This is a genomic window from Burkholderia sp. MSMB2157WGS (assembly GCF_001532755.1).
Taxonomy (GTDB): domain Bacteria; phylum Pseudomonadota; class Gammaproteobacteria; order Burkholderiales; family Burkholderiaceae; genus Burkholderia.
In genome coordinates, this window is the sequence record NZ_LPJG01000002.1 from 110,960 (window position 1) to 123,104 (window position 12,145).

The 12,145-nt window shown below is 67.1% G+C and carries 12 protein-coding genes and 1 pseudogene; 7 read left to right on the forward strand and 6 right to left on the reverse strand.

The features are described 5' to 3' along the window. Nucleotides 1-22: 22 nt before the first annotated feature. Together WT53_RS31615 and WT53_RS00965 are read left to right on the forward strand one after the other, a co-directional pair. Nucleotides 23-298: pseudogene (locus tag WT53_RS31615) on the forward strand (type II toxin-antitoxin system RelE/ParE family toxin); the annotation flags it as partial. 16 nt (nucleotides 299-314) lie between these two features. After that, nucleotides 315-617, forward strand: a complete 303-nt coding sequence (locus tag WT53_RS00965) for a HigA family addiction module antitoxin (RefSeq protein ID WP_034208662.1) — start codon at nucleotides 315-317, stop codon at nucleotides 615-617. A 31-nt stretch (nucleotides 618-648) separates the two neighbouring features. On the opposite strand, the gene lpxL is transcribed toward WT53_RS00965, so the two are convergent. Then, nucleotides 649-1,533, reverse strand: a complete 885-nt coding sequence (gene lpxL / locus WT53_RS00970) for a lauroyl acyltransferase LpxL (RefSeq protein ID WP_034208661.1) — start codon at nucleotides 1,531-1,533, stop codon at nucleotides 649-651. Between the two features lie 265 nt (nucleotides 1,534-1,798). Here lpxL and metK point away from each other — a divergent pair, with 265 nt between their 5' ends. Next, complete coding sequence (gene metK / locus WT53_RS00975) at nucleotides 1,799-2,986, forward strand: methionine adenosyltransferase (RefSeq protein ID WP_006482984.1); 1,188 nt, start codon at nucleotides 1,799-1,801, stop codon at nucleotides 2,984-2,986. 111 nt (nucleotides 2,987-3,097) lie between these two features. On the opposite strand, the gene WT53_RS00980 is transcribed toward metK, so the two are convergent. Next, the gene (locus WT53_RS00980) at nucleotides 3,098-3,439 is read right to left on the reverse strand and encodes a hypothetical protein (protein ID WP_034208660.1); all 342 of its coding nucleotides are present in this window, start codon (nucleotides 3,437-3,439) and stop codon (nucleotides 3,098-3,100) included. A gap of 351 nt (nucleotides 3,440-3,790) precedes the next feature. Here WT53_RS00980 and WT53_RS00985 point away from each other — a divergent pair, with 351 nt between their 5' ends. Continuing rightward, entirely contained in the window at nucleotides 3,791-4,564 is a 774-nt protein-coding gene (locus WT53_RS00985) for a phytanoyl-CoA dioxygenase family protein (protein ID WP_034208659.1), read from the forward strand. Nucleotides 4,565-4,716: 152 nt separating this feature from the next. Here WT53_RS00985 and WT53_RS00990 read toward each other — a convergent pair whose 3' ends face one another. Beyond that, complete coding sequence (locus WT53_RS00990; protein ID WP_034208658.1) at nucleotides 4,717-4,923, reverse strand: DUF3185 family protein; 207 nt, start codon at nucleotides 4,921-4,923, stop codon at nucleotides 4,717-4,719. Nucleotides 4,924-5,116: 193 nt separating this feature from the next. Between WT53_RS00990 and mgrA the strand changes: the two genes are divergently transcribed. Then, on the forward strand, nucleotides 5,117-6,160 hold the full coding sequence (gene mgrA / locus WT53_RS00995) for an L-glyceraldehyde 3-phosphate reductase (RefSeq protein ID WP_034208657.1): 1,044 nt from the start codon (nucleotides 5,117-5,119) through the stop codon (nucleotides 6,158-6,160). Between the two features lie 112 nt (nucleotides 6,161-6,272). Here the strand turns inward: mgrA and WT53_RS01000 are convergent, their stop codons facing one another. Further along, the gene (locus WT53_RS01000) at nucleotides 6,273-6,458 is read right to left on the reverse strand and encodes a hypothetical protein (RefSeq protein WP_006482800.1); all 186 of its coding nucleotides are present in this window, start codon (nucleotides 6,456-6,458) and stop codon (nucleotides 6,273-6,275) included. 352 nt (nucleotides 6,459-6,810) lie between these two features. After that, a complete protein-coding gene (locus WT53_RS01005) occupies nucleotides 6,811-7,707 on the reverse strand; it encodes a DMT family transporter (protein WP_034208781.1) in 897 nt (298 codons plus the stop codon). An 820-nt stretch (nucleotides 7,708-8,527) separates the two neighbouring features. On the opposite strand from WT53_RS01005, the gene WT53_RS01010 reads away from it, so the two are divergent. After that, nucleotides 8,528-8,740, forward strand: a complete 213-nt coding sequence (locus WT53_RS01010) for a hypothetical protein (protein ID WP_006477514.1) — start codon at nucleotides 8,528-8,530, stop codon at nucleotides 8,738-8,740. Between the two features lie 271 nt (nucleotides 8,741-9,011). Continuing rightward, the gene (locus WT53_RS01015) at nucleotides 9,012-10,034 is read left to right on the forward strand and encodes a serine/threonine protein kinase (RefSeq protein WP_080747826.1); all 1,023 of its coding nucleotides are present in this window, start codon (nucleotides 9,012-9,014) and stop codon (nucleotides 10,032-10,034) included. Between the two features lie 79 nt (nucleotides 10,035-10,113). On the opposite strand, the gene WT53_RS01020 is transcribed toward WT53_RS01015, so the two are convergent. Next, a complete protein-coding gene (locus WT53_RS01020) occupies nucleotides 10,114-11,556 on the reverse strand; it encodes a coniferyl aldehyde dehydrogenase (RefSeq protein ID WP_034208655.1) in 1,443 nt (480 codons plus the stop codon). Between the last annotated feature and the right edge of the window lie 589 nt (nucleotides 11,557-12,145).

Genomic DNA, 12,145 nt, shown 5'->3' on the forward strand with positions numbered 1-12,145 from the left:
GCGACTCGAATGTGGGAGATCCATGATCAAGTCGTGGCAGCACAAGGGGCTGGAAGCGTTTTTCACGAGCGGGAACAAGGCGGGCATCCGGCCCGACCATGCCCCGAGGTTACGGCGCCAGCTCGCACGTCTCGACGCTGCGAGCCGGCCGCTCGACATGAACGTGCCGGGCTGGCGCTTTCACGGCCTGGCCCGAGGGCTGGACGGCCATTACGCGGTGAGCGTGAGCAGCAACTGGCGTTTGACGTTCAGCTTCGACGGAGCCGATGCCGTCCTGGTCGATTACCAGGACTACCATCGAGGTGATTCAAGCCATGACTCGCATCTTCAATCCACCGCATCCGGGCGAAGCGTTGCGCGAGGACGTGCTACCGGCGCTGGGCCTGACTGTCACCGAGGCTGCCGCGCAACTTGGCGTCACGCGCGCGGCGCTGTCGCGCATCCTGCACGGCCATGCAGGAATCTCGCCGGAAATGGCGCTGCGCCTCGAGGCATGGCTCGGCGAGGAGAATGGCGGCCGTGCGGATCTGTGGCTCGCGCAGCAATCCGCCTACGATCTGTGGCAGGCACGCGCGAAAGGCGTGCCGAAGGTAACCCGAGTGCGGACGCGCGCCTGACCGTGCGCCCGCAGGCCGATGCTGCTCAGTCTCAGTAGAGGCTCGGCTCGCCAGGCGGGCGCGTCTTGAAGCGCTTGTGCACCCAGTAATACTGCTCGGGCATCAGCGGAATCTGTTCCTCGAGGAATTCGTTCATCCGCCGCGCGTCGAGATCGTCGTCGCCGGTCGGGTAGTTGTCCCACGGCTTGAACACCTTCAGCCGATAGCCCTTGTAGTTCGGCAGCACCTCGCCGATGAACGGCACGACCTGCGCGCGGCCCGTCTTCGCGAGCCGGCCGACGGCCGTCAGCGTGCAGGCCGGCACGCCGAAGAACGGCACGAACGTCGAATTGCGCAGCCCGTAGTCCATGTCGGCGCCGAGCATCACCGGCTTGCGGTCGCGCAGCCAGCGCAGCACGACGCGCGCGCTGTCCGCGCGGCCGACCATCTCGGCGTCGAAGCGCCCGCGCGCCTTCTTCGCCTCTTCCTCGAGCACCGCGTTCGAGAACGGCTGGTACAGCGATCCGCAGCGGCGCTGCAGCGACCGGTTGAGCCAGATCGAACCGGCTTCGATGCCGACGAAGTGCAGCCCGAGGAACAGCGTCGGCGGCAGGTCGGGATCGGTGAGATCGACCGCGCTGTCGACCTGGATCAGTTTCGCGAGCTTTTTCTCCGAGCCGAACCACTGCACGCTGCGCTCGACGTAGCTGCGGATCGCATGGCGGAAATGCCGGCCCGCCACGTCCTCGCGCCGCTCGTCGCTCCAGTCGGGGAAGCAGAGTTTCAGATTCGTATGTACGATGCGCTTTCGCCGGCTGGGGATCTGATACAGCAGCCAGCCGAGGCCGTCGCCGAACCGTGCGGTGAGACCGTACGGCAGCAGGGCGAGCAGCTTCAGCAAGCCGATGGCGAGGTGCGTGCCGAGGCGGCCTAGCATGCGGAAGCTCCGTAGGGCCGGCAGGCCGGCACGTTGCGAACAGGGTGGTGAGACAGCGGAAGATGCAGCACGGGCGGCGCTCTGTGACAATTCAGGAAAGCCGCTATAATACGGGCTTCGCCGAGTTAACTGACAACTTGCGGGGCGAAGCCGGCTGGCGCGACACGCGCTGCCCGGTCCTGGTAATCCGCTAAAGCGTCGCCGCTTCAGGCCCAACGAAGCTGGCTACGTGAAACCAACCGTAACCACACAGGAGCCTGAAAAAGTGGCAAACGATTATCTCTTCACGTCCGAATCCGTCTCCGAAGGCCATCCGGACAAGGTCGCGGACCAAATCTCGGACGCGATTCTCGACGCCATCCTCGAGCAGGACAAATATTCCCGCGTTGCGGCCGAAACGCTGTGCAACACGGGTCTCGTCGTGCTGGCCGGTGAAATCACCACGACGGCCAACATCGATTACATCCAGATCGCGCGCGACACGATCAAGCGCATCGGCTACGACAACACCGACTACGGCATCGACTACAAGGGCTGCGCGGTGCTCGTCGCGTACGACAAGCAGTCGCCGGACATCGCGCAGGGCGTCGATCGCGCACACGACGACAACCTCGATCAAGGCGCGGGCGACCAGGGCCTGATGTTCGGCTATGCGTGCGACGAAACGCCGGAACTGATGCCGCTGCCGATCTACCTGTCGCATCGCCTCGTCGAGCGCCAGGCCAGCCTGCGCCGCGACGGTCGCCTGCAATGGCTGCGTCCGGACGCGAAGTCGCAGGTCACCGTCCGCTACGTGGACGGCAAGCCCGATTCGATCGACACCGTCGTGCTGTCGACGCAGCACGCACCGGACATCGAGCTGCCCGCGCTGCGCGAAGCCGTGATCGAGGAAATCATCAAGCCGACGCTGCCGGCCGATCTGATCAAGGGCGACATCAAGTTCCTCGTGAACCCGACCGGCCGGTTCGTGATCGGCGGCCCGCAGGGCGATTGCGGCCTGACCGGCCGCAAGATCATCGTCGACACGTACGGCGGTGCCGCACCGCACGGCGGCGGCGCGTTCTCGGGCAAGGATCCGTCGAAGGTCGACCGTTCGGCTGCCTATGCCGGCCGCTACGTCGCGAAGAACATCGTCGCCGCGGGCCTCGCGTCGCGCGCGCTGATCCAGGTGTCGTACGCGATCGGCGTGGCCGAGCCGACCTCGGTGATGGTCAACACGTTCGGCACGGGCCGCGTGTCGGATGCGGTGATCACGAAGCTCGTGCGCGAGCATTTCGACCTGCGTCCGAAGGGCATCATCAAGATGCTCGACCTGCTGCGCCCGATCTACGAGAAGACCGCGGCTTACGGCCACTTCGGCCGCGAAGAGCCGGAATTCTCGTGGGAAGCGACCGACAAGGCGCTCGCGCTGGCCGAAGCGGCCGGTGTGGAGCCGACGGCACGCGTCGCGTAAGCGTCGTTCGCCTGAAATGAAAAACCCCGGCCAGGCCGGGGTTTTTTTATGGATTTCGGTCGCCGATGCAATGGCGGCGATCGGTGCGGGCCATGCCCGCCAGGCATTCGCTCAGCGTGCGCCGAACCCGAACCAGCCATTGCTCGCCGCGAGGCGGCGCGGGCGGTTGACGCGGCGCTGCGGGCCGAGCGTGCGGCGCAGCGCGAGCGCGCGCAGCGACGACGGCTTCTGCAGCAGCGAGCGCAGGCCGGCGCGGCGCGCGAACGTCTGTGCGCTCATCATCGAGAAAAACGCGTGGAACCACGCACGGATGCCGTCCAGCCGGCTGTGCGTGTGCGTACGCTCGGCCAGCGCCTGCGTGCGTGCGCGGTGATGGCGCAGCGAGCGGGCGGGAGCGGACGGCACGACGCGCTTCGCAGCGCGGTTGAAACGGGAAGTCAGACGGAATGGCATGTGAACGATGCTTCGCTTGTATGGGTGGCGCCTGAAGAGCGCACTGGTATGAACGGCCTCGGATGGCACAACGGATCTTATCGGATCCCGCTGCGCGCCGCCCCCGCCAGAATTGACAGGCCGCGTCAGGCTACAGGGGTTTCGTGACGGGCAAAAGTCGCGATAAACCCTTGTGCCGCAACGCGTGTGCCGCATACCGCCTGTCGCTGGGGCAGGTGCCGCGTCGCACAGTTCCCTTGACCCGGATCAAAGCCGCGATTGGCATGCCCCTGCGCACGACAATGGTGCTGTTCGCGGTATCCGGCGCCGATTTACAATCGTCACATTCACACAATAAACGTCTGGCATCCCATGTCGTCTCCATTGCAGTCGGAATCGATCCGCGCGCAAGTCGCGGAATTGCGCGAGCGCGGCTTCGTCGTCGCGCGCGGCCTCGTCGGCGAGGCGCAGTGCGCGGCGCTCAGGCAGATCGCGGAGCGTCAGTTGCGGGAGGCTGCCGAGCCGATCGAGTTCGAGGCTGACCTGCGCTACCCGGGCGCGCCCGAATCGAAGCATGCGCCGGGCGGGCATACGGTGCGGCGGCTGCTCGACGCGTATTCGCGCGATCCGGCGTTTGCCGAGCGCGCGGTGGCCCCTGAAATCGGCGCGTGGATGCGCGAGTATTTCGGTGAAGAACCCGTGCTGTCGCGCGCGCATCACAACTGCATGATGACGAAGCACCCGGCGTACGGCAGCCTGACCGGTTGGCATCGCGATTTCCGCTACTGGGCGTTCGAGCGCCCCGACATGGTGTCGGTGTGGCTTGCCCTCGGGCCGGAAACCAACGAGAACGGCGCGTTGTGGCTCGTGCCCGGTTCGCATACGGCCGAATTCGGGCCGGAAGCGTTCGACGACGCGAAGTTCTTCCGCGGCGATCTGCCGGAAAACCGCAGGATGATCGACGCGGCCACGTGTCCGTCGCTGGGAACGGGCGATGTCGTGTTCTTCCACTGCAACACGCTGCATTCGGCCGGGCAGAACCGTTCCGACCAGGTGAAGTTCTCGCTCGTGTACACGTATCACGGCGCAAGCAACCGGCCGGTGCCCGGCACACGCTCGGCGTCGAAGCCGGAAGTGCAGTTCTAGGTCGGGATCGGGGCGGCAGGGTGTTGCCGCCTCCGGTCACGCGATGCGGCGCGTCGCGGGCGAATGAAGCAACGGGCGGCGTGGCCGCCCGTTTCGTTTGGTGCGGCCCGCGCGCGTGAGGTTGGGCGTGCGGGCGTCGCGATGCGCAGCGATCAGCGCTTGCTGCCCGGCATCGCGAGGCCGATCAGGCCGGCGAACGATGCGACGGCGCCGCCGACGATCAGCAGAATCGTCTTCGTCGCCGGCGAGCCGGTGAAGAAGCGCGACACGTTGTCGTTGATCGAATGGAACGACTGGCCGCCGAAATACAGCAGCACGATGCCGCCGACGAGCAGTGCAACCGAGATGACCCGGGACATACCAACCTCGCTGAAACGGTGATTCGAGACGCCGCAGTGTAGGCGACGGCCGCGGTCGCGTCCATCGCCGTGCCGCCGTGCGCGATCCGGCCGCTTTCGCTACCATAGTCGTCGTATGACTCCTTCGCCGCCGTCGCGCCACGTGCGCGGCCGGCGCGCGTCCCTTCCCCCGATGTCCTGACGGAACAGACTCATGGCCTACGAAGCAGCTTCCGAACGTTATGCCGACATGCAATACCGCACCTGCGGCAAATCCGGGCTCAAACTGCCCGCCCTGTCGCTGGGTCTGTGGCACAACTTCGGCGACTCGACGCCGATCTCGACGCAGCGCGAGATCCTGCGCACCGCGTTCGACCTCGGCATCAACCACTTCGACCTCGCGAACAACTACGGGCCGCCGTACGGCAGCGCCGAAATCAATTTCGGCCGGCTGCTGAAGGAGGATTTCCGGCCGTATCGCGACGAGCTGCTGATCTCGACGAAGGCCGGCTGGGACATGTGGCCGGGGCCGTACGGCAGCGGCGGCGGATCGCGCAAGTACGTGCTCGCGAGTCTCGACCAGAGCCTGCAGCGGATGGGGCTCGACTACGTCGACATCTTCTATTCGCACCGATTCGACGCGCACACGCCGCTCGAGGAAACGGCGGGCGCACTCGCGTCGGCCGTGCAGCAGGGCAAGGCGCTCTACATCGGCATCTCGTCGTATTCGGCCGCGAAGACGCGCGAGATGGCCGAGCTGCTCGCGCAATACAAGGTGCCGCTGCTGATTCACCAGCCTTCGTACAACATGCTGAACCGCTGGATCGAGCGCGACCTGCTCGGCACGCTCGACGACGTCGGCGCGGGCAGCATCGCGTTCACGCCGCTCGCGCAGGGCTTGCTGACGTCGAAGTACCTGAATGGCGTGCCGGCCGACGCGCGCGTGAACAAGCCGGGCGGCGGCTCGCTGAAGCAGGAACACCTGAGCGCGGACAATCTCGAGCATGTGCGCAAGCTCAACACGATCGCCGAACGGCGCGGGCAGAGCCTGGCGCAGATGGCCCTGGCGTGGGTGCTGCGTCACGGTCGCGTGACGTCCGCGCTGATCGGCGCGAGCCGCGCGGAGCAGGTGCGCGAGAACGTCGGTGCGTTGAAGAACCTCGAATTCTCGGCGGAGGAGCTCGCGGAGATCGATCGTTACGCGACGGAAGGCGGCATCAATCTGTGGGAAAAGCCGTCCACCGATCAGGCGATCTGATCGCGAGTCGATACGGCATGCGAAACATCGCGTGCCGTGTCGCCGGCCCGCGGACCGTACGTCGCGTCGCGTCGCGGCGACGCAGCGACGCACGTCGCGCGCCGGCGGCGCGCTAGATCAGCGCAGGCAGGCCTTCAACGAGCAGCACCGCGACACCGACGCCGAGAATGACGCCGAGTACGCGCAGCAGGTTGTGACGGAATTGGGTCGCGCACGGCACCGCGCCGAGAAATAGCGCTCCGGCCAGCGCCATCGGAATCAACAGGATGAAGTCGCCGATCGTGAAATAGGTCGTCATGCGTGTCTCCAGTGTCGACCGAAGTGGGCGTTTCGGTGCTTGCCTGGGCTCCATCCTCGCGGGATGTCGGCCGAAGTCGGCATGCGTACGCTCACCCCGGTCCCATGCCGGGCGTTTCTAGTATGGGTCCGGCCCGTTACGTGCAGGCCGTCCATTCGAGTATAGGCAACCGGCGGCGTTTTTCGCTATCCGAACCATTAAAAATCAGCGGAAAACCCCGAGAAGCACGCGTTTTTCGTGCAAGCAAGACGAACGCCTTGCACGCATCTTTCCCGTTCCTTTCGATTTTCGCGGAATCGTCGTATGTGTCCGATGCGGGCCGCCGCCCCCGCAGGCGCGGCGGCCCGCCCGCTCACGCGCGCTCGGGGTGCGGGCGGCCGGCCGGCGTGCGGAACACGAGCGCGAGCCCGGCGACGATCGCGCCCATGCCGGCGAGCGCGAGCGGCTCGGGCCGGTTGCCGAGCCACACGGCATCCATCAGCGTGGTGACGACGGGCACGAGATAGAACAGGCTCGTCACGTTCACGAGATCGCCGCGCTGCATCAATCGGTAGAACAGCAGTTGCGCGATCACCGAAATCACGATGCCGAGCCACAGCAGCGGCACGACGAACGCCCAGCTCGTGTCGAACGACACCGGCCGGAACGGCGCGATCGCGATGCACAGCGCGAGGCCGATCGCATTCTGCAGCGGCAGCACGTCGGCGGGCGCCGCGCGGACGCGCTTTTGCAGCAGCGAGCCGACGGTCAGCGCGACGAGCGCCGTGAGCGCGCACGCGATGCCGGCAGCCGACAGGCCGCCCTTCCCGCCGCTCATGTCGCTCACGCCACGCCCGACGACGAGCGCGAGGCCGGCGAGCGACAGCGCGAGTCCCGCGATGCGCACCGGCTGCCAGCGACGCTCGACGATCGCGAGCGTGAGGATCGGCTGCACGCCGAGGATCGTCGCGAGCACGCCGGGCGCGATGCCGCGCTCGAGCGCGAGCAGGTAGAAGATCGAATAGCCGCCCATCATCAGCAAGCCGGTCAGCGCGGCCATGCGCCGCTCGCCGCGCGGCGGCAGCCAGCGCCTGCGCACGAAGGCCAGCGCGAGCAGCACGAGCGATGCGAGCGCGAAACGGGCAGTGAGAAAGGCGAACGCGGATGCGTGACGCAGACCGAGTTCAGCGAAGATCGCCCCGCTGCTCCACAGCAGCACGAAGAGCGACGTCGCGCCATGCGCGGCAAGCGCGCGTTTGAACGAAACCATGTGAATCCACCTGTCGAACGGATCGAAACGTTCCATTCGCGCGCGCAGCAACATGCCGTGCGTCACGACGCACGCACCTGCAGCCAACGAGGCGAATGGAAGACGAAAACGGAAGCCGGCCGGTCAGCCGACGCGTGCCGCCGGCGGGGGCGGCGCAGCGCTGACGGGCGGCGGTGCGACAGGAGGGGGAAGGACCGACGGATGCGCGCACGCCTGCGGCCGCGAGTCGAACTGCGGCCGGGATTGGGCGAGGGCGGACGTGAACGGATGCATCGTGTCGGAATGCGAGTGAACGCGAACGAAAGCCTAAGGTACCGCAAGACAACCGCCGAACGCAACGCCTGTCGGCGGCTGCCTGTCGCGAGCGACATGTTGCGTCGATACGGGCCGACGCCGGTGCGCCGGCCGCTGCGCACGCGAGCATGCGCAAACGGGTGAAAAGCGGTCGGCATGCGGCGCGCGCGACGCGAAGTCGGCGCCGATCGCGGCGCGTGTGCCGACGATCCCGCACGGAAGAAGCGAAGCGGTACGCACGTGGCGTCAAACCGTGCGCGCGGCGGTGCCGGGCGGTTTCGGCGGGCGGTCACATTCGACAGGGTATGATGGGGGTAACCGGGTGGACAAGTACGCGCCCGGCGCAGTGGTTGATTGGAGACATTCGACGAATTCGCGGCACTTCGCCTGCTTCTTCTTCTTTTCGTGCTTCGATAAACCGTGAACAATGGGATCACGCGCGACGCTCCGCCGAGAGCGGCGCGGATCGTGCATTTGCCGGCTCGCCAGCGGGCCGGGTTTCAAGATTCAAGAGTGGGGAACCATCATGCATATCGGGTCGATCGTCTGCACTACCCATATCGCGGTGCCGAAAGGCGCGCGCGGCATCGTCCAGCGCATCCTGGGCGACATGGCCATGGTGACCTGGTACGCGGGCGTGCCGGGCGAGTCGAAAGAACTCAACACCGAGCCCTTCTTTCTCGAGGATCTGATCGACACCGGCGAATCCGTCCTGCCGGCCGGCGCGGCGCTTCACTAGGGCCTGTTCGCGCTTGTAACGGGCTTGCGAACGCACCTTTGCACCCGTCCCCCAAGGGGACTTCCTTCGGGTGCGTGCAAGAAGAGAGGAGGCGCAATAGCCGTCGCCATTGCAACGACGAACGACGCCGCCATGCGGGCGGAAAGGCGCGTTCTCCCGTTTGGAGAAATTCATCCAAGGGCCGGCGCAAGTCCGTTATCAGCGTGAACATGCCCTGGCGTATCGCACCGGACGCTCGTCTTTCGGTCCGGCTGACGGCACAATGCGGGGCATGACAGACGCCACTTCCGCTCCCGCTTCTCCCGCCAGCCCGCCGTTCGCCGGCCTCACGCCCGAATGCGTGCTCGACGCGCTCGACAGCGTGCTGATGCCGGCCGGCCTGCGCACCGACGGGCGCCTGCTCGCCCTCAACAGTTACGAAAACCGCGTCTACCAGGTCGGTATCGAAGACGGCCCGCCGGTCGTCGCGAAGTTCTATCGCCCGGCGCGCTGGTCGGACGACGCGATTCTCGAAGAACATGCGTTCGTCGCCGAGCTCGCCGCGCGCGAGATTCCGGCGGTGCCCGCGCGATCGTTCGACGGCCGCACGCTGCACGCGTTCGACGGTTTCCGCTTCTCGATCTTCGAGCGGCGCGGCGGCCGCGCCCCCGATCTCGACCGCAGCGACACGCTCGAATGGCTCGGCCGCTTCATCGGCCGTATTCATGCGGTCGGCGCGACGCAGCCGTACGTCGCGCGTCCCGTGCTCGACATCGATACGTTCGGCTACGAGCCGCGCGACTATCTGCTCGCGCACGATTTCATTCCGGACGACGTAAGACCGGCGTACGCGAGCGCGGTCGCGCTCGCGCTCGAAGGCGTCGAGGCCGCGTTCGAGCGCGCCGGAGCGGTTCGCCTGCTGCGCACGCACGGCGACTGTCATCCGAGCAACGTGCTGTGGACCGATGCCGGCCCGCATTTCGTCGACTTCGACGACAGCCGGATGGCGCCGGCCGTCCAGGATCTGTGGCTGCTGCTGCCGGGCGATCGCGAAGGCGCGTCGCGCGCGCTGGCGGACCTGCTCGCCGGCTACGAGGATTTCTGCGAATTCGAGCCGCGCGAGCTGCATCTGGTCGAGGCGCTGCGCACGCTGCGGCTGATCCACTATGCGGCGTGGCTCGCGCGGCGCTGGGACGATCCCGCGTTTCCGGCCGCCTTCCCGTGGTTCAACACGCATCGTTACTGGGAAGCGCGTGTGCTCGAATTGCGCGAGCAAATCGGCGCGATGCAGGAAGGGCCGCTCTGGCCGGTGTGACGGCTGCGTGCGCGGCGTGGCGTGGTGCCGCGCATCAGGCACGCAAGGGCCGCGACGCGATGCGTGCGGCCCGGCCGGCTCAGAATTTCAGCATCAGCTTGATCAGCGCGGCGAAGCGTTTGCCGTACGGCGGCGCGAGCAGGTTGCGTGCGTTCAGCCGCGCCTGCGTGAGCACCGGCTTCATCTTCGAGAACGTCACGAAGCCGTCGTAGCCGTGATACGCGCCCATGCCGCTCGCACCGACGCCGCCGAACGGCAAGCTGCCGCACGCGATGTGCATCAGCGTTTCGTTGATCGATACGCCGCCCGACACCGTTTCGCGCATCACGCGGTCGATCGTGCCGCGATCCTCGTCGAACAGGTACAGCGCGAGCGGACGCGGGCGCGCATTGACGTACGCGATCGCCTCGTCGAGCCGCTCGTACGGCACGAGCGGCAGCAGCGGCCCGAAGATCTCCTCCTGCATCAGCGACGACGCGGCCGGCGCCTGCGTGACCGCGCACGGCACGAAGCGGCGCGACACGGGATCGGACTGCGCGTCGGACAGCGGATGCAATTGCGCGCCGGCTGCCTGCGCGTCGCTCGCGAGTTGCTGCAGGCGCGCGTAGTGACGCGGCGACACGATCGTCGTGTAGTCGCCGTTGGCCGCCAGGTCCGGATACAGCTTCGCGAAGCGGGTCCGCGCGCGTTCGATGAACGCGCCTTCCATCCCGCGCGGCAGCAGCACGTAGTCGGGCGCGATGCAGGTCTGGCCGGCGTTCAGCGTCTTGCCGGCGACGATCGCGTCGACGGCCGCGTCGAAGCGCGCATTCGGACCGACGATCGCCGGCGACTTGCCGCCGAGCTCGAGCGTGACGGGCGTGAGGTTGTCGGCGGCCGCGCGCATCACGTGGCGGCCGACGTGCGTCGAGCCGGTGAACAGCAGATGATCGAACGGCAGCGCGCTGAATGCGGCGCCGACCTCCGCGTCGCCGTTCACGACCGCGACGTGGTCGCGCGCGAAGGTCTTGCCGACGAGCTGCTCGAACAGCGCCGACGTGCGCGGCGTCAGTTCGGACATCTTGACGATCGCGCGGTTGCCGGCGGCGAGCGCGCAGATCAGCGGGCCCGCCGCGAGCAGCACCGGGTAGTTCCACGGCACGACGATGCCGACCACGCCGAGCGGTTGCGGGATCACCTTCGCGCGCGCCGGGCGCAGCCACTTGTTCATCGGCTTGCGGATCGGCTTCATCCAGCGCTTGCCGTGCTTCAGCGCATCGTCGATCTCTTCCTTCGCCATCCAGATTTCCGACAGCAGCACTTCCTGTTTCGCGCGATGGCCGAAATCGGCGCTGATCGCGTCGGCGAGCGCGTCCGCGTGGTCGATCAGCATCGTGCGCAGCGCGCGCAGGTGCTGCGCACGCGTGTCCCATGCCGGGTACGGTGCGCGCAGGTACGCCGCGCGCTGGTCGTGCAGCAGCGACGTCAGCGCATCGACCGACGGCAGTGCTTGCGGGGCCAGTTCGGGCAGGTCGTTCTTCATGTCGTCTCCTCCAGTTGGGCCTGGCCGATCGGCCGGCCGTCACGCCGCACGCGCACGCTCGGCGAGCGCGGCGACGCGGATCGGGTGATGCGTGTCGCGCGGCACGGGGCCGGATGCGACGGGTGCTCGAAAACCGGTGGCGGCACGCGGCAGGCGTCGTATCCGCGCGACGGTGCGCGCGCCCGAAAATCGTGTCGCACGGCCTGCGCGCGCGACTCGATACGGTGACGAGCGGGCACGCGATACCTTCTCGCGATCGTCTGCCCGCGCACCGCGACCGGGTAGCGCGACGCGTATGCGACCGCGCGCCACCGTGCATCGTGCAGCGGCGCCGACTCACCGTCCAAACGGTCGACGACGACACGCGCCGTTCGATTTCGACCGACCGCACGCATGATGCCGAGCATCGTCGCGTGGGCCGTCGTTTGAAATGAAATACGGGCCGCGCGCGCGACCTCGTGATCACCCGGTCGACACGCGGCCTGCAGAATCCGGCGCTGCATCGTCGTTCCTCCCGTTTCGCGACGAATCGGCTTCTCGTGGCCGGTACATCGCGCGAAGCGTATCGGTACATCTTAAATTTAGTTCA

Coding starts and splice junctions, on each gene's coding strand:
- WT53_RS00965 (WP_034208662.1), top strand. CDS start 315: ATGACTCGCATCTTCAATCCACCGCATCCGGGCGAAGCGTTGCGCGAG.
- lpxL (WP_034208661.1), bottom strand. CDS start 1,533: ATGCTAGGCCGCCTCGGCACGCACCTCGCCATCGGCTTGCTGAAGCTG.
- WT53_RS00980 (WP_034208660.1), bottom strand. CDS start 3,439: ATGCCATTCCGTCTGACTTCCCGTTTCAACCGCGCTGCGAAGCGCGTC.
- WT53_RS00985 (WP_034208659.1), top strand. CDS start 3,791: ATGTCGTCTCCATTGCAGTCGGAATCGATCCGCGCGCAAGTCGCGGAA.
- WT53_RS00990 (WP_034208658.1), bottom strand. CDS start 4,923: ATGTCCCGGGTCATCTCGGTTGCACTGCTCGTCGGCGGCATCGTGCTG.
- mgrA (WP_034208657.1), top strand. CDS start 5,117: ATGGCCTACGAAGCAGCTTCCGAACGTTATGCCGACATGCAATACCGC.
- WT53_RS01000 (WP_006482800.1), bottom strand. CDS start 6,458: ATGACGACCTATTTCACGATCGGCGACTTCATCCTGTTGATTCCGATG.
- WT53_RS01005 (WP_034208781.1), bottom strand. CDS start 7,707: ATGGTTTCGTTCAAACGCGCGCTTGCCGCGCATGGCGCGACGTCGCTC.
- WT53_RS01010 (WP_006477514.1), top strand. CDS start 8,528: ATGCATATCGGGTCGATCGTCTGCACTACCCATATCGCGGTGCCGAAA.
- WT53_RS01015 (WP_080747826.1), top strand. CDS start 9,012: ATGACAGACGCCACTTCCGCTCCCGCTTCTCCCGCCAGCCCGCCGTTC.
- WT53_RS01020 (WP_034208655.1), bottom strand. CDS start 11,556: ATGAAGAACGACCTGCCCGAACTGGCCCCGCAAGCACTGCCGTCGGTC.